This is a genomic window from Rhodococcus sp. NPDC080181, assembly GCF_040702225.1.
Classification (GTDB): Bacteria; Actinomycetota; Actinomycetes; order Mycobacteriales; family Mycobacteriaceae; genus Rhodococcoides; species Rhodococcoides fascians.
Window position 1 is genome coordinate 37564 of the sequence record NZ_JBFBKN010000006.1, and the last position, 17274, is coordinate 54837.

Here is a 17274-nt window from a genome sequence, read left to right on the forward strand (position 1 = left end):
CGCGTTTCGAGACGTCGGTGGCTCGAACGAGTGCTGGGCCGAACGCCGTCAGCTCGAGATCATGCCGTGCGGGTCGATGACGAATTTCTGAGCGACTCCGCTGTCGAATTCCCGGTAGCCGCGTGGTGCGTCGTCGAGAGTGATGACCGTTGCGTTCACCGCTTTCGCAATCGAGACTCGTTCTTTGAGAATGGCATTCATCAGTTCTCGGTGATAGCTCATCACCGGGCACTGCCCGGTGGCGAACGAGAGCGACTTCGCCCAACCGGTGCCGAGGCTGAGCGAGAGAGCGCCACGTTGTGCGGCCTCGTCCACGCCGCCCGGATCACCGGTGACGTAGAGCCCGGGAATTCCGATGCCACCGCCCGCGGTGGTGATGTCCATCAGCGAATTGAGCACCGTGGCCGGTGCTTCGTGGGACGAGTCTCCGCCGTGGCCGCGAGCCTCGAATCCCACCGCGTCCACCGCAGCGTCGACCTCCGGGACACCGAGGATCTGTTCGATCTGATCTTGCGGCGCGCCCTTGCCCACGTCGACGGTCTCGCAGCCGAACGTTCGTGCCTGCGCCAGCCTGTCGGCGTTCATGTCGCCGACGATCACCACCGACGCGCCCAGCAATTGTGCGCCGACCGCGGCCGCCAGACCGACCGGGCCCGCACCCGCGATGTACACCGTCGCACCGGGTTTCACTCCCGCGGTGACCGCGCCGTGATATCCGGTCGGGAAGATGTCGGAGAGCATGGTCAAGTCCAGGATCTTCTCCATCGCCTGATCCCGGTCGGGGAACTTCAGCAGATTGAAGTCCGCGTACGGTGCCATGACGTATTCGGCCTGGCCGCCCACCCATCCGCCCATGTCCACGTAACCGAACGCAGAACCGGGTCGATCCGGGTTGACGTTGAGGCAGATACCGGTCTTGCGCTCCTTGCAGTTTCGGCACCGTCCGCAGGCGATGTTGAACGGAACGGAGCAGATGTCGCCGACCTTCAAGAATTCGACGTCTCGTCCGACCTCGACGATCTCGCCGGTGATCTCGTGGCCCAACACCAGACCCTCGGGTGCCGTCGTGCGTCCACGGACCATGTGCTGGTCGCTGCCGCAGATGTTGGTCGAGACGACCTTCAGGATCACGCCGTGTTCGCATTTGCGGCCGACATTGGCCGGATTCACGCCGGGGCCATCGGTCAATTCCAGGCCCGGAAAAGCGATGTCCTGAACCTCTACACTGCCTGGTCCGGCGTACGTCACTGCTCTGTTGCCTGCCACGATTTCTCCTGTTCGACGGTGTCCGGCTGCGTTCGACAGACCGAGATCGACTGCGCGATAGCTATTTTCATCTCATCGAGACGATCAATGCGCAGTGACGTGGCCTGCATCACACCATAGTATGCGCACCTACGAATACACGGTGCGTCGCCCGCCGCACGAAGCAATCCGGGGACCGATCTCACTCCCCGGAGCTATCGTCGACCGGTGCCCACCGACGACGATCACAACGAGACCATCACCATCGGACGTTCGCCCGGGGTGGAGGTGGAGGTACTCCCCTACGGCGCGACCCTGCAACGAATGTCGGTGACCGGAGGAGACGGCGAGCGCCGCGACGTTCTCGTCGGCGTGGCGGGCGAGCGTGAGCTTCGTTCGTCCACCGCCTATTTCGGCTCCACCGTCGGCCGGTACGCGAACCGGATCGAGGACGGCCGGTTCGAGATCGACGGGCAAGCGGTGCAACTGACGATCAACGACGGCACCAACCATCTGCACGGCGGAACCGACGGCTTCGACTCACGACACTGGACAGTGGTCGGCCGATCGACGGATTCGGTCGAATTCGAGTTGATCAGCCCCGACGGCGATCAGGGCTACCCGGGCGAAGTCCGTGCGCGGGCCCAGTTCTCCGTCACGCCCGATCGCGTGCGGTTGGAGTCGACGGCAACGACCACCGCGCCGACGGTGGTGAACCTGACGTCGCACGCATATTTCGACCTCGACGGCCATGGCATCGACAATCACACCCTGCAGGTGTTCGCCTCGACGTACACCCCGGTCGACACCGAGGGAATCCCGACCGGTGCCATCGAATCCGTCGACGGCACCGCGCTGGATCTGCGCAGGCCCGGACGAGTCGGAGACCTGGCCCGAGCCACTCATCCGCAGTTGCTGACCGCCCGGGGTGTCGACCACAACTTGGTCGTCGACGGTACGGGGCTTCGGCGTGCGGCGATCCTGAGCTCCGAACGCAGTCGAACGACACTGGAATTGTGGACCGATCAGCCCGGAGTGCAGGTCTACACAGGCAACTTCCTGGACGGCAGCGATGTGTCTCGACGCGGCTCGATGCTGCGCCAAGGCGACGGCATCGCACTCGAACCCCAGCTGTTCCCCGATTCACCGAATCACCCGAACTTTCCCTCTGCGGTGCTGCGACCGGGCCAGACGTACCGGTCCGTGATCGAGTGGAGATTTTCTGCACTTCACGCTTGAGTGAGCGCTCACAAAATTTTGGAATTCAAACGTGTCAAGTCTTGACGCGGCCCGATGTTAACGCTCACACTGTGTTGCACACGTCACAGTGGAGTGGCGACATTGAGGAGATCACCATGGCGTCGAAGACAATTTTTGCGGCGAGCGCGCTCATTTTGAGTGGTGCGATCGTCCTGAGTGCGTGTAGTAGCGGAGGCGGCGGCGACGCGTCCGGCGGCGGTGACGGCGCAACGGTGCTGGGCTTTTCCCAGGTCGGTGCCGAGAGCGGATGGCGCACGGCCAACACCATCTCCATCCAGGACGCGGCCAGCGCTGCCGGCATGGAGTTGAAGTTCTCCGACGCTCAGCAGAAGCAGGAAAACCAGATCAAGGCGATTCGCACCTACATCCAGCAGAAGGTCGACGTCATCGCTTTCAGCCCCGTCGTCGAGACGGGATGGGAGCCGGTCCTCCAGGAAGCCAAGCGCGCGAACATCCCGGTGATCCTCACCGACCGCTCCGTCGACACCACCGACGATTCGCTGTATGCCACGTTCCTCGGCTCCGATTTCGTGGAAGAGGGCAAGAAGGCAGGCGATTGGCTGGTGCAGAACAGCGCCACTGCGGACACCACCGGCGACGGAAAGATCAACGTGGTCGAACTGCAGGGAACCACCGGAGCCGCTCCCGCCATCGACCGGGCCGAGGGATTCCGCGACGCCATCGGGGGCCAGTCGAACATCGCGATCACCGCTTCACAGACCGGCGATTTCACTCGTGACGGCGGCAAGCAGGTGATGGAGTCGTTCCTCAACTCCAACCGAGGCCAGATCGACGTCGTCTTCGCCCAGAACGACGACATGGGCCTGGGCGCAATCCAAGCCATCGAAGCAGCCGGGCTGGTACCCGGAAAAGACATCAAGATCATCACCGTCGACGCCGTCAAGGACGGAATGCAAGCACTGGCGGACAAGAAGATCGACTTCATCGTCGAGTGCAACCCACTTCTCGGACCGCAGCTGATGGAGCTCACGGACAAGGTCGTCAAGGGCGAGGACGTTCCCAAGAGGGTCGTCACCGAGGAGACCACCTTCACGCCCGACCAGGCGGCAGCAGTACTCGCCGACCGCCAGTACTGAGAGTCGACGCATGCGTACCGACACCGTTCTCACCGCGGAGCCGATCCCCAGCACAGAGCCGACTCCGCTCGTGGAGATGAAAGTAATCTCGATCACCTTCGGTGCCGTCCGAGCCCTCGACGGGGTGTCGTTGCGGCTCTTCCCCGGCGAGGTGCATTCGCTGATGGGTGAGAACGGTGCCGGTAAATCGACGTTGATCAAGGCACTGACCGGGGTCTACTCGATCGACAGCGGAACGGTCACGATCGACGGAACCGAACACGAGTTCGCGACGCCGAGCGCGGCCCAGGCTGCAGGTATCAGCACCGTCTACCAGGAAGTGAACCTACTTCCGAATCTGACTGTCGCAGAGAACATGCTCCTGGGCCGCGAGCCCCGACGCCTACCCGGAAAACTGTTGGGGGCCATCGGCGGTATCGACACGCGAGCGATGAACCGCCGTGCCAGAACGACTCTCGACCGGCTGGGGCTCGACATCGAGCCGTCGTCGGTCCTCGGGGACCATCCGATCGCCGTGCAACAGCTCGTCGCCATCGCCCGTGCAGTCGATGTCGACACCCGCGTACTCATCCTGGACGAGCCGACCTCGAGTCTGGACAAGGACGAGGTCGAAACCCTGTACTCCGTCATCGAACGGCTGAGGGAAGACGGAACCTCGATCGTCTTCGTGTCGCACTTCCTCGACCAGATCTACCGGATCTCCGACCGAATGACGATCCTGCGCAACGGAAAGCTCGTCTCCGAGCGCCTGGTCGCCGACACTCCGCAGTTCGAGCTGGTCGAGTTGATGATCGGTCGGGAACTGGACACCTTGCGCGAACTCGACAGCCGCGAGCCGGTCATGGTTTCCGACGAACAGACGCCCGTCGTGGAAGTATTGGGCATCGGACGCAAGGGCGCACTGGAAGCAACCGATCTGCGTCTTCATGCGGGACAGGTCGTCGGCATCGCCGGTCTGCTCGGGTCCGGCCGTACCGAGCTTGCTCGCCTGCTCGGTGGAGCCGATAGATCGGACTCGGGATCGATCGAAGTGCATGCGACCAAGCACCGCATTCGCAGTCCACGCCAGGCCGCCGATCAGCGCATCGCCCTCACCAGCGAGGATCGCAAGGCCGACGGTGTGGTGGCCGATCTGACGGTGGCCGACAACATGCTGCTCGCTCTGCAGGCCAAGCGTGGATGGCTTCGTCCCATCCCCCGTGCCACCCGCACCAAGCTCGTCAAGCAGTACATCTCTGCACTCGACATCAGGCCCGCCGATCCGAACGCGTTGATGCGCAACCTGTCCGGCGGCAACCAACAGAAGGTGCTCCTCGCCCGCTGGCTCATCACCGAACCCGAACTTCTGATTCTGGACGAACCGACACGCGGAATCGACATCGGTGCCAAAGCGCAGATCCAAACCCTGGTGGCCGATCTGGCCGCGCGCGGAATGTCGGTGGTGTTCATCTCCGCCGAGCTCGAAGAGATCCTGCGCCTCAGTGACCGCATCGTGGTCATGCGAGATCACCGCAAGATCGACGAACGTATCAACGACGGTGTGTCGGTCGGCGACGTGCTCGCCACCATCGCAGCCGGGGTGCGCACCGACGAACCCGTCGCGGCCGCCACTTCGACCACCGACAGGAATGTCGCATCATGACCGAAACCCTCGAACCACCGGCCGGCGCGCCCGCTCGCGCACGTGCCGCCCTCGCCCAGCCGGTCGTCTGGCCGCTGCTGGCTCTGATAGCTCTGATCGTCGTCAATGTCGTTGTGACACCGGACTTCCTCGACATTCGAATCGAGAACGGTGGCCTGTTCGGAAACATCGTCGATATCGCACGCAACTCCGCGCCGCTCATTCTGGTGGCCGTCGGCATGACGCTGGTGGTGGCAACCCGCGGCATCGACCTCTCCGTGGGCGCAGTGGCAGTCATCGCTGCCGCCGTTGCGTGTACTCGCATCGTCGCGGCACCGGACGAGGGTGCCACCACGACGATGATCATGGCTGTCGTCTGGGCACTGGGAGTATGTCTGCTGCTGGGTCTGTGGAACGGCCTTCTGGTGTCGGTCTTCGGGATTCAACCCATCATCGCGACGCTCATTCTGATGGTCGCCGGACGTGGCCTGGCCATGTTGATCACCGACGGAAACATCACGACAGTCAACAACCCGGCCTTCAGCACGCTCGCGTCGGGCACGCTTCTCGGACTTCCACTGGCACTGATCATCGCCCTCGTGGTCGTGGCAGCAACCGCACTGTTGACCCGGCGGACCGCACTGGGGATGCTCGTCGAAGCCGTCGGAATCAACCCGGAGGCAAGCAGATTGGCAGGCGTCCAGTCGCGGACGATCGTCTGGACGGTCTATGTGTTCGCCGCGGTGTGCTCGGGAATGGCTGGTCTGATCATCGCTGCGAACACCAACTCGGTGAACGCGAACAGTCTGGGCCAGTGGATCGAGCTCGACGCCATCCTCGCTGTCGTCATCGGCGGCACTGCTCTGACCGGTGGTCGATTCTCCATCGCCGGCACCGTCGTCGGTGCCCTGCTCATCGGCACACTCACGCGCACCATCACCAATGTCGGTATCCCCTCCGAGGCCAACTACCTGTTCAAAGCGGTCGTCATCATCGTGGTCTGCCTGTTGCAATCACCACGAGCCCGCGCATCACTGCGGACGTGGTTCCGCACCGACTCCACCAAGGCGGTACGACCGTGAGCGACCTCATGACTGCTCCCCCCACGACTACCGCGGCAGCACCGGGCCCCGCGCCCTCGACCTGGGACCGCGTGAAGCGGTACTCCCCACCGTCTCGGTTTCTGCCGGTCATCGCCACGTTCGCGCTGTTCGTCGGTCTGTTCGGACTCGGCGAATTCCGCTACAGCGGCTTCGCCGATCCACAGGTGTTCCTGTCACTGCTGATCGACAACTCGTTCCTCATCGTCCTCGCGGTAGGGATGACCTTCGTCATCCTCACCGGCGGAATCGATCTCTCCGTCGGGTCCGTCGTCGCACTCTCGACGATGATCGCCGCGCGCACACTGCAATTGGGCTGGCCACCGCTGCTGGTCATGGCCGTGGTGTTGCTGTGCGGTGCCGTGCTCGGCACCGTCATGGGTGCCCTCATCCACTATCTGCAGATTCAGCCGTTCGTCGCCACACTCGCGGGGATGTTCCTCGCCCGGGGCCTGTGCTACATGATCGGTGTCGAGTCGATCCCGATCACCGACGACACGTTCTCCTCGATCGCATTCGCCGTCATCGAACTTCCCGGCGGCTACACCATCACCTGGAGCGTGGTGATCGCGCTGGCCACGGTGGCGATTGCTGCATACGTGTTGGCCTGCACTCGTTTCGGACGTTCGGTCTACGGCATCGGTGGCAACGAGGCGTCCGCGCTGCTGATGGGGCTCAAGGTGGCGGCCGTGAAAGTCGGCGTCTACACGATCAGCGGATTCTGCGCGGCGCTCGCCGGCCTACTGTTCTCCTTCTACGCACTGTCGGGCTACAGCCTCAACGCCGTCGGCATGGAGCTCGACGCCATCGCCGCGGTGGTGATCGGCGGAACGCTGCTCACCGGCGGGCGCGGGTACGTCCTCGGCTCGCTGGTGGGAGTCCTGATCCTCGGTGCCATACAGACTTTCATCGCCTTCGACGGAACCCTGAGCTCGTGGTGGACGCGAATCACGATCGGAGTGCTGCTCCTGGTGTTCGTTCTCGCCCAACGTCTGCTGACGGCGAGAAAGAGGTGACCAACACAGGGATCGACGGTAAGGCACCGGTCATGACCGACGTCGCCCGATTGGCCGGGGTATCCCATCAGACGGTCTCGCGGGTCATCAACGGTCAGAACAACTTACGCCCCGAAACCCGCGACCGGGTACAGAATGCCATCGACCAACTGGGCTATCGTCCCAATCGTGCCGCCAGGGCACTGGTCACCAAACGGTCCGCCTCGATCGGAATCATCGGCTCCAAAGGCGGGTTCTGGGGGCCGAGCACCACGCATCGCACCGTGCAGAGCGCGGCACGTGATGCCGGATTCTCCGTCAGCGCAGTCAGTCTCGCAACGCTGACACACGACGAACTCGTCGGCGCACTGCATCACCTGCACGACCAGGGCGTCGAGGGCATCGTGTTGATCGCCGCCACCGACGACGCTGTGGCAGCGGCTCGATCCGAGGAGTCCGTCGTTCCCGTCGTGGTCGTCGAAGGTGACCCCACCACCTCGACCTGGACCGTGGGCATCGATCAGGTCGGCGGCGCTCGATTGGCCACCCGACACCTGATCGAGGCAGGTCACGAACGCATCGTGCATCTGTCCGGACCGCAGGGATGGACCGAATCCCGCGGCCGTGAACAAGGGTGGCAGGATGCGCTCGACGAGGCCGGGCTGGCGTGGACACCGGTCCTGCGCGGCGACTGGTCCGCACGCAGCGGCTACGAGAACGGGCTCCGCCTCGCCGAGGACCACACCGTCACGGCCGCGTTCTGCGCCAACGACCAGATGGCCCTCGGCTTGCTGCGCGCCTTCCACGAGAGCGGCCGCCGTGTGCCCGAGGAGTTCGCCGTCGTCGGATTCGACGACATCCCCGAGGCTGCTTTCCTGATCCCACCACTGACGACGGTCCGCCAGGACTTCACCGAAGTCGGCAGACGCGCGATCGACGTCCTGCGCGCGGCACTGGACAACACTGCCGCACCCGAGGCGCTCATCGATCCTGAACTCGTCGTTCGATCGTCCAGCACCACTGCACCCAAACCGACCACAACCGTTGCACCGCAACAAGGAGAATCGCATGTCCAATGACCGCTACACGGTAGGAGTGGACTACGGCACTCTCTCCGGCCGTGCCGTAGTCGTCCGTGTGTCCGATGGTGCCGAAATTGCATCTGCCGTACACGAATACCGCCACGCCGTACTCGAGGAGACTCTGCCCGGCAGTACCGTACGACTACCCGACGCGTGGGCTCTGCAGGTGCCGGACGACTATCGCGACGTCCTACGCCGCGCCGTCCCCGCTGCGATGGCCGCCGCGGGCATCGCGCCGGAGCAGGTGGTGGGTATCGGGACCGACTTCACCGCATGCACCATGGTGCCGACCTACGCGGACGGCACGCCGCTCAGCGAAGACCCGCGGTTCGTCGATCGCCCACACGCCTACGTCAAACTGTGGAAACACCATGCGGCGCAGGGACAGGCCGACCGCATCAACGAATTGGCCGCCCGACGCGGCGAGAGCTGGCTCCCCCGCTACGGCGGCTTGATCTCCTCGGAATGGGAATTCGCCAAGGCGCTGCAGATTCACGAGGAGGACGCCGAGATCTACGAGGCCATGGACCGGTGGGTCGAGGCGGCCGACTGGATCGTCTGGCAACTGTGCGGAAACTACGTGCGTAATGCCTGCACCGCGGGATACAAGGGCATCTATCAAGACGGCAAGTACCCTTCCGTCGATTTCCTCACCGAGCTCGCGCCCGGGTTCGGTGGGTTCGTAGCCGAGAAGCTCGACCAACCGCTGGGCGAATTGGGCTCGCGTGCAGGCACGTTGACCGCCGAGGCGGCGGCATGGACGGGATTGCCCGAGGGCATAGCCGTCGCGGTCGGAAACGTGGATGCCCACGTCACGGCCCCGGCTGCGGGTGCCGTCGAATCGGGCCGCATGGTCGCCATCATGGGAACATCCACCTGCCACGTCATGAGTTCGACCGTGTTGAACGACGTTCCGGGTATGTGCGGCGTCGTCGACGGCGGCATCGTCGCGGGGTCGTACGGGTACGAGGCCGGCCAGAGCGGGGTCGGCGACATCTTCGGGTGGTTCACCCGCACCGGAGTTCCCGCGTCCTACAGCGAAGCGGCAACTGCCGCAGGCGAGTCCGTGCACGAATACCTGACGCGGCTCGCGTCGGCCCAAGAGGTGGGCGAGCACGGTCTGGTCGCGCTCGACTGGCACAGCGGCAATCGGTCGATCCTGGTCGATCACGAACTGTCCGGCCTGGTCATCGGATCGACGCTCGCGACGCGGCCCGAGGACACCTACCGCGCACTGCTCGAGGCAACGGCGTTCGGTACCCGCGTCATCGTCGAGACGTTCCGCGGCAGCGGCGTTCCCGTCGAAGAATTCGTCGTGGCGGGAGGGCTGGCCCGCAACCCACTGCTGATGCAGATCTACGCCGACGTGCTACGAATGCCGCTGTCCGTCATCGCGTCCGCGCAGGGCCCCGCCTTGGGCTCCGCCATCCACGCGGCAGTGGCCGCAGGCTGTTACCCGGACGTGCCGGTGGCGTCGAAATCGATGGGCAAGGTTCGCCGCGGTGCATTCGTTCCGGACGAGTCCCGGTCGAAGGCATACGACTGGCTGTACGAGATCTACCTGGAACTGCACGATCGCTTCGGTCGGGACGTACCGACCATGCGCCGGCTGCGATCACTGCGTCGCGCAGCCCTGACGAGGAAGCTGGAAGCGAAATGACAGTTGTCGACGATGTTCGCGAGGTCGTCGAGGAGATTCGCAAGGACGTGTGCGCACTGCATGCGGAACTGGTGCGCTACGGACTGGTCGTGTGGACGGCGGGCAACGTGTCCGCGCGCGTTCCCGGTCGAGACCTCATGGTCATCAAGCCGAGCGGCGTCTCCTACGACGACCTGACACCGGGCAACATGGTGGTGTGCGATCTGCACGGTCGAGTGGTCGAAGGAGACCACGCGCCGTCCTCGGACACCGAGGCGCAGGCATACGTCTATCGGCACCTCGACCACATCAACGGTGTGGTGCACACTCATTCGCCCTACGCGGTGGCGTGGGCCGCGCGAGGAGAACCCATTCCGGTCGTGACCACGATGTGCGCCGACGAATTCGGCGGCGACATTCCGGTGGGTCCGTTCGCCGTGATCGGCGACGACTCGATCGGGCGCGGCATCGTCGACACCCTCGCAGACAGCCGCTCTCCGGCAGTACTCATGCAGAACCACGGCGTCTTCGCGGTTGGCCCGTCGGCCCGATCTGCGGTGAAAGCGGCGGTCATGTGCGAGGACGTGGCCCGATCGGTGCACCTGTCATATCAACTGGGACAACCACTTCCCATCCCCCGCGCGTCGGTCGACGCACTCTACGACCGCTACCAGAACGTCTACGGCCAGCGCTGATCAGCGCCACATTTTTCCACGGAAGGTACATTCTCCATGTCCGAAGTATGGTTTCTCACCGGCAGTCAAGGCCTCTACGGTCCCGAGACGCTCGAGCAGGTGGCAGTCCAATCACGGGAGATCGCAGACAAACTCGACGGCGCACTACCGGTATCCGTCGTCTGGAAGCCGGTGCTGCTCGACGCGTCCGCGATCCTGCGGTGCATGCGCGAGGCCAACGCCGCCGAGGACTGCATCGGCGTCGTCACCTGGATGCACACTTTCTCGCCGGCCAAGATGTGGATCGCAGGCCTGGACGCGCTCGATGTTCCACTGCTGCACCTGCACACGCAGGCCGGAATGTCGTTGCCCTGGTCCACGATCGACATGGAGTTCATGAATCTGAACCAGGCTGCGCACGGTGATCGCGAGTTCGGGCACATCGAGTCCAGGGTCGGCGTACTGCGCACCACCATCGCGGGCCACGTCGACAATCCGTCGGTACGGACGCGGGCGGAGCAGTGGGCGCGCGCGGCACTCGGCCGGGCCGAATTGCGTTCGCTGAAACTGGCCCGCTTCGGCGACAACATGCGCGACGTCGCGGTCACCGAGGGCGACAAGGTGGAGGCGCAGCTGCGGTTCGGCGTCTCCGTGAACACCTACGGCGTCAACGATCTCGTGGACGTTGTCGACAGCGTCAGCGAGTCGGCCGTCTCGGAACTCGTCGACGAGTATCGGTCGCTCTACGACATCGCACCGAGCCTCGACAAGGACGGGGCTCGTCACGACTCCCTCCGCTACGGCGCACGCGTCGAAGCGGGAATGCGGCAGTTCCTCACCGACGGCGGGTTCAAGGCGTTCACCACCAATTTCGAGGACCTCGGCGGCCTGCGTCAGTTGCCGGGATTGGCGGTGCAGCGACTGATGGCCGACGGTTACGGCTTCGGCGGCGAGGGCGACTGGAAGACGTCGATGTTGTTGCGCGGTATGAAGGTCATGGCCGAGGGACTGGAGGGCGGTACGTCCTTCATGGAGGACTACACCTACCACCTCGTCCCCGGTGAGGAGAAGATCCTCGGTGCACACATGCTGGAGGTGTGCCCGTCCATCACGACGTCCCGCCCGACACTGGAAATTCATCCACTCTCGATCGGCGGCCGCGAGGATCCGGTGCGGCTGCGATTCACCGCCGATCCGGGGCATGGCGTCGTCGTCGGACTGTCCGACGTCGGTGAGCGATTCCGATTGACGGCCAACGTGATCGACGTGGTCGAGCCCGACGAGGCGCTGCCGAAACTACCCGTGGCATGCGCAGTGTGGGAACCGCAGCCCTCGCTGTCGGTGTCGGCCGAATCGTGGTTGACTGCAGGCGCACCCCACCACACGGTGTTGAGCACCGCCATCGGTCTGCCTGTGCTGGAGGCATTCTCGGACATGATCGGTGTCGAGCTGCTCGCCATCGATTCCGGCACCACGACGCGTGGGTTCCAGCAGACTCTCCGATGGAACGCGGCGTACCACCGACTCGCAGCGAGGTTGTGAGCTGGTAGTGCCCGCCGTCTAACCGTGTCGAGCGCGGTATTCCTCTTCGGCCCCGGGGTGCAGAGGAATACCGCCCGTCATGACCAGTGAGCGTGCGTCGAGAAATTGGCTGCCGATCGCTTGCCCGGGAACCAGGGCCGACGATCGGTCGAGCAGAACGCTCACCAGTGCGGCGACAACTCGGTTCGGCACATCGGGGTGGGCCAACAGCAGATTCGGAATTCCGACGGTCGTCACCTCCGGGTGCGAGCCGTACACGTTCGCCGGAACCGGGACCGCCTCGTACGCGGTACCGAACGCCCGACGCAGGTTCGGAACGAGACTGCCCAGTTCGAGCAACCGGATCTCGCTGCGCGGCTCGGCGAAAGCCGGGGTCGGCAATCCACCCGCCCACATCACCGCGTCGATCTCGTTGTCGGACAACGCGGTCGCAGCCGCCTTCATCGACAATTGAACTTCACGAACTGCATCCGGTCCCGAGACGCCGGCCGCGTCGAGGATCCGATGCGAGAGAACCGTCGCCCCCGATCCGGGCGCGCCGGTACTCACTCGTCGTCCCCGTAGATCACTCGCTGCGAGGATGGTCGAGTCCGCCCGCACAGCGACCTGAAAGTAGTTCTCGTAGACACATCCGACCGCGGCCAGGTCGGTACTCGGGTGGCTGTATGCGGCGTCGATCAGCGTCATCGCCAGTTCGGCACGACCGGAGATCAACGCGTAGAGGTTGTCGAGAGAACCGGATGTCGTGAGCGGCACTACCTCGACCTCCGACATTCCGGCAGCCGCGTCGGACAGCAGGCCGGAGAACTCCCAGAAGAAGCCGCCCACCTCGCCCGCCGCCAGGCGCAGTTGCATCGGCGGGTCCGTGGCGCAGGCTCCCATGGCCACTGCGGTCAGCGACACGACACCGGCCCGCAGAGCTGTTCTTCGAGAGAACAACGCAGCGGGCCGGAGCATGTCACTCACTGTAAGTCGTCACAGGTCACGCGAAGGCCTTGCCCTGCTCCCTGTCGAGGACGGTCTCGGTCTTGTTCCGCAGCACGAAGATGTACACCAGGAGCGAGATGCCGATGACGACGGTCACGTACAGGATGAACCACCCGACGTGCCCACCGTTCTTCGCGGCCTGGTAGATCAACGGAGCGGTACCACCGAACGCGGAGTTCGCCAGCGCGTAACCGAGGCCGACTCCCAATGCGCGGATGTGCGAGGGGAACAATTCCGCTTTGACGATCGCGTTGATCGAGGTGTAGCCGGTGAGGATGACGTAGCCAACGCAGACCAGCGCCAAGGACTGCACCACCGACGTCGCCGACGGCAGGTATGTGATGAGCACGTAGGTGTAGAGCACGCCGCCAACGCCGAAGAAGACGAGCAGAGGCTTGCGTCCCACCTTGTCGCTGATCAAACCGCCGATGGGCTGCAGCAACATCAGGAAGATCAGCCCGAACAGGTTGATCCAGGTACCGGTCATTCCGCGGTCCTCGTACGCTGCCTTGATCATCGAGGGTGCATTGACGCTGTAGGTGTAGAACGCGATGGTGCCACCGGCGGTCACCATGAAACAGATCAGCAGAGCGCGCCAATGCTTTCCGACCAATTCCTTGAGAGATCCGGACGCCTGATCGGCACCGCTACGAACTGCCTCGAGCTGATCCTTCGTCAACGACTCGTCCATGCTGCGGCGCAGCCAGAAGACAACCACTGCGGCGACGCCACCGATGAAGAACGCTATGCGCCAACCGAAGTCCTCGATCTGCTCCCTCTGGAAGAAGACCTGCATGAGCAGCAGTGTGACCTGCGCCAGAACGTGGCCACCGATCAGCGTGACGTACTGGAACGAGGAGAAGAATCCGCGACGCTCACGAGTGGCGGCCTCGGACATGTATGTCGCCGACGCTCCGTACTCACCACCGGTGGCGAAGCCCTGCACCAGACGGCACAAGATCAGAATGACCGCGGCCCATACACCGATGCTCTCCCGGCCGGGGGTGAACGCAATGACCATCGAGCAGGCCGCCATCAGCGAGACGCTGAATGTCAGTGCGGCTCGGCGACCGTTCCGGTCTGCGTAGCGTCCGAAGAACCACGAACCGACCGGACGCATCAGGAACGTGACCGCGAAGATCCCGTAGACGTAGATGGTCGAATTCTTGTCCGCCGAATCGAAGAACTGATTCTCGAAATACGTCGCGAAGACGGTGTAGACGTACACGTCGTACCACTCGACGAGGTTGCCCGACGACCCACGCAGTGTGTTGTAGACGGCGCGACGGGTGGCTGCGGGAGACGAGACCGGCGGGTTCGCACGAGACGAACCAGCGGTCGAAGTGGCCTCGTTGGCCATGGGCAGGTCCTTCCACAGATAGCTTGCGGGTGGGTCGCCGAACGCGTGACGGCAACCGAAGTCCTTCTACTGTGACCCCCAGCACAGCCAGAACCAAGCTGTTTCGCGTTTCCTAACACTCCCTTAGGACAAGGACCCGCTCGAGCCGTGACGCGGGAGCAGAATTCGGACGATCAAACCGGACGGTCGATGAGCGTCGACCTCGAGGCGTCCTCCCACTCGTTCGATCAGGGCCGCGACTATTGCCAGGCCGAGCCCCGTTCCGGCCCCGTGAGCACTTGATGCCCGAAAGAACCGGTCCGCGATCATCGGCAATTCGGCAGCGGATACACCCGGGCCGGTGTCGGTGATCGACACCACGACGTGATCGTCGCCGGCTCGGCAGTCGATGTCGACATCCGCTCCCGAACCGGCGTACTTGGTCGCGTTGCTCAGGATCGCGTCGAGCATGCGCACCAGGTCTTCCTCCGGTACCGCAGCAGTGTGATCGGCTACCGGGTCGGGATCCGCGACATGGACGGTCAACCCGGCCACTGTCAGTGCGCTCGACCAGAATCGGACTCTGTCGGTGAGCACGAACAGTACGTCGCACGCGGTCTCGCGATGCAGGACCGGCGTCTCGGCAGCAGCGAGAACGAGAAGATCCTCGACGACGGAGTCGAGCCGATCGACCTCCAGTGTCGTTCGCTGGTGCGCTTCGGCGACCGATTCGGGCACCCGCATTCCCAACACGTCCAGTCGAATCCGTAATGCCGCCAGCGGGTTACGCAACGCGTGAGCGGTGTCGGCCACCAGACGACGCTGCGCAGCGGTCGCGTTCTCCACATCCTCGGCCATCGCGTCGAACGCACGCGAGAGCGCTCGAACCTCGGGCGGACCGACGTGTACATCCGACTCGAGACGTGGTGCGTCGTCGAGAGGCCGACGATCGTGAAAGGCGTCGCCGAACGATTGGACCCGCATCGACAACGACGTCAGTGGACGAACGACCCAGCGCGACAACGCAGCAGCGATCAGCGCCACCGTGGCCAAGATCAGCAGCGCACCGACAGCGATCACCGCCCACCCGATCGTGACATCCCGGCGGGCCGCGTCGGTGGAGGCTGCGATCACGACGGCACCGTCGACCTGCGTTCCCCCACCGATCGGTGCAGCCACCAGTACCGACGACGGCGACCACGGCGTCACACTCGACGGAAGGCCACCGCGTTGATTGCGTAGCGCACCGGCCACCGCCTGTTGCACGTCCGTACGCGTCGTATCCAGACCCGATGCAGCACGCACCGCTCCGGTGCGGTCGACCACCACGATCCCCTCGCCGTACAGATCGTTGTAGCGCTGCACCGACTCTCGGATTCGAGAATCACCCGACTCGTCCTCCCGGGAGCTCAGTTCCGCGAAATACGTTGCAGCGGCAGCTCGATTCTCACCGAATCGTTGGGCGCGTTCGCGACCCAGCAACAATCCCAGCGGAACCGACAGCGCGAGAACGACGACGGCCGAGTAGACCATCAGCACCACGAGAACCCGGCGCCGCACGTCAGCTGTCCCAGCGGTAGCCGAAGCCGCGGATCGTGGCGATGGTCCCGGGTCGGCCGAGCTTGGCACGCAACGTCGTCATGTGCACGTCGAGCGATCGCGAGATCGCCACGTACGCATCGCCCCAGATCGCATCCATCAGCTGTTCGCGGCTCACCGCTTCACCACGCCGAGTCGCCAGGTGCGCGAGCAGGTCGAACTCTTTGGTGGTCAGCCCGATGTCTCGCCCGTCGACTTCGACACTGCGCCCGACGAGATCGACGACCACGTCGCCCAACTCGAGCCGATCCACCGCCGCATCACTCGTTGCGCTCCGTCGCCGCGCCGCCACTTCCAGCCTTGCGTGCAACTCCCCCAACCGAGCGGGCTTGACGACGTAGTCGTCCGCGCCCGCGCGCAGAGCTCGGACCACCGACCGCTCGTCGTCCCGCGCGGTCAGCACCACCACGGGCACCGAACTCAGGGTCCGCAGCTTACGAAGCGCCTCGAGGCCGTCCATGTCGGGCAGGCCGAGATCGAGGAGAACGACACCCATGCCGTGGTACCCGAGCAGTAGGTCGGCACCGCGGCGCATCCGGACAGGGTCGTGCCCCACCTCGGTCAGCGCATCCACCAACGCGTCGCCGACGCCGTCGTCGTCCTCCACCACCGCTATTCGCATCGCCTCGAGATTAGGCCACCATCCGCTCTCGCACGCTCGGCGACCGTTGGCCAGGCTTCGAATCAGGGTGATTCGAACCGTCGCTGCACGGACTCGGACGGGTTAGCTTCGGTAACGATGCTCGATTCGTGGTGGACGTCGGTCTGCCCAACAGTGAGGACAGTCGCACCGCATGGCGCTCAACAACGGAACTCTGATCCACCTGGTCGCACGAGAGGGAAAGCAGGACGAGGTCGCCGCGATCCTGGGCGAAGCACTCGGATCGGTGGCGCGGGATCCGCAGACCGCGACGTGGTACGCGTATCGAATCACCAACACCGAGTTCGGAATCTTCGGTTCGTCCGAAAGCAAGGCGCCCCTCGGCCAGGACGGCCATCCGGTGCTCACCCGACTGTCCGACGACCTGCTCGCGCACGCGCCGTCGATGCAGTCGTTCGACGTGCTCGCCTCCAAGGTCTGATGTCGACCGACC

Annotated in this window: 15 protein-coding genes; 10 read left to right on the top strand and 5 right to left on the bottom strand. The window is 64.3% G+C overall.

Annotated features, from left to right (window positions below):
* Nucleotides 1-48: 48 nt before the first annotated feature.
* Nucleotides 49-1266: a formaldehyde dehydrogenase, glutathione-independent gene (gene fdhA, locus AB0O58_RS09055; RefSeq protein ID WP_363797808.1), complete on the bottom strand. Its 1218-nt coding sequence runs from the start codon at nt 1264-1266 to the stop codon at nt 49-51.
* Nucleotides 1267-1473: 207 nt separating this feature from the next.
* On the opposite strand from fdhA, the gene AB0O58_RS09060 reads away from it, so the two are divergent.
* The 9 genes from AB0O58_RS09060 to araA all read left to right on the top strand — a co-directional run bounded on the left by AB0O58_RS09060 (nt 1474) and on the right by araA (nt 12255).
* The gene (locus tag AB0O58_RS09060) at nt 1474-2484 is read left to right on the top strand and encodes an aldose epimerase family protein (RefSeq protein ID WP_206498288.1); all 1011 of its coding nucleotides are present in this window, start codon (nt 1474-1476) and stop codon (nt 2482-2484) included.
* 116 nt (nt 2485-2600) lie between these two features.
* Nucleotides 2601-3602 carry an ABC transporter substrate-binding protein gene (locus AB0O58_RS09065; RefSeq protein ID WP_027496166.1) on the top strand — a complete coding sequence of 334 codons (1002 nt, stop codon included), beginning with the start codon at nt 2601-2603 and terminating at the stop codon, nt 3600-3602.
* Between the two features lie 10 nt (nt 3603-3612).
* Entirely contained in the window at nt 3613-5244 is a 1632-nt protein-coding gene (locus tag AB0O58_RS09070) for a sugar ABC transporter ATP-binding protein (protein ID WP_366238131.1), read from the top strand.
* Nucleotides 5241-6305, top strand: a complete 1065-nt coding sequence (locus AB0O58_RS09075; protein WP_206498289.1) for an ABC transporter permease — start codon at nt 5241-5243, stop codon at nt 6303-6305. The genes AB0O58_RS09070 and AB0O58_RS09075 overlap by 4 nt, the downstream gene beginning before the upstream one ends.
* An 8-nt stretch (nt 6306-6313) precedes the next feature.
* Nucleotides 6314-7339, top strand: coding sequence for a galactofuranose ABC transporter, permease protein YjfF (gene yjfF, locus AB0O58_RS09080; RefSeq protein WP_080731055.1), 1026 nt, complete (start codon nt 6314-6316; stop codon nt 7337-7339).
* Nucleotides 7336-8397 carry a LacI family DNA-binding transcriptional regulator gene (locus AB0O58_RS09085; protein WP_283542418.1) on the top strand — a complete coding sequence of 354 codons (1062 nt, stop codon included), beginning with the start codon at nt 7336-7338 and terminating at the stop codon, nt 8395-8397. Before yjfF ends, AB0O58_RS09085 begins: the two co-directional genes overlap by 4 nt.
* Complete coding sequence (gene araB / locus AB0O58_RS09090) at nt 8387-10060, top strand: ribulokinase (protein ID WP_206498290.1); 1674 nt, start codon at nt 8387-8389, stop codon at nt 10058-10060. Before AB0O58_RS09085 ends, araB begins: the two co-directional genes overlap by 11 nt.
* A complete protein-coding gene (locus AB0O58_RS09095; RefSeq protein WP_032368851.1) occupies nt 10057-10734 on the top strand; it encodes an L-ribulose-5-phosphate 4-epimerase in 678 nt (225 codons plus the stop codon). Before araB ends, AB0O58_RS09095 begins: the two co-directional genes overlap by 4 nt.
* Before the next feature lie 36 nt (nt 10735-10770).
* Nucleotides 10771-12255, top strand: coding sequence for an L-arabinose isomerase (gene araA, locus AB0O58_RS09100; protein ID WP_363797811.1), 1485 nt, complete (start codon nt 10771-10773; stop codon nt 12253-12255).
* A gap of 18 nt (nt 12256-12273) precedes the next feature.
* Here the strand turns inward: araA and AB0O58_RS09105 are convergent, their stop codons facing one another.
* The 4 genes from AB0O58_RS09105 to AB0O58_RS09120 all read right to left on the bottom strand — a co-directional run bounded on the left by AB0O58_RS09105 (nt 12274) and on the right by AB0O58_RS09120 (nt 16802).
* Entirely contained in the window at nt 12274-13212 is a 939-nt protein-coding gene (locus AB0O58_RS09105; RefSeq protein WP_206498292.1) for a TAXI family TRAP transporter solute-binding subunit, read from the bottom strand.
* Between the two features lie 25 nt (nt 13213-13237).
* Entirely contained in the window at nt 13238-14602 is a 1365-nt protein-coding gene (locus AB0O58_RS09110; protein ID WP_283542416.1) for an MFS transporter, read from the bottom strand.
* Nucleotides 14603-14725: 123 nt separating this feature from the next.
* Nucleotides 14726-16141, bottom strand: a complete 1416-nt coding sequence (locus tag AB0O58_RS09115; protein ID WP_231578259.1) for a HAMP domain-containing sensor histidine kinase — start codon at nt 16139-16141, stop codon at nt 14726-14728.
* A gap of 1 nt (nt 16142) precedes the next feature.
* On the bottom strand, nt 16143-16802 hold the full coding sequence (locus tag AB0O58_RS09120; protein ID WP_032368848.1) for a response regulator transcription factor: 660 nt from the start codon (nt 16800-16802) through the stop codon (nt 16143-16145).
* A 172-nt stretch (nt 16803-16974) separates the two neighbouring features.
* Between AB0O58_RS09120 and AB0O58_RS09125 the strand changes: the two genes are divergently transcribed.
* Nucleotides 16975-17262, top strand: a complete 288-nt coding sequence (locus AB0O58_RS09125) for a hypothetical protein (RefSeq protein ID WP_032372989.1) — start codon at nt 16975-16977, stop codon at nt 17260-17262.
* The last annotated feature ends 12 nt before the right edge of the window (nt 17263-17274 follow it).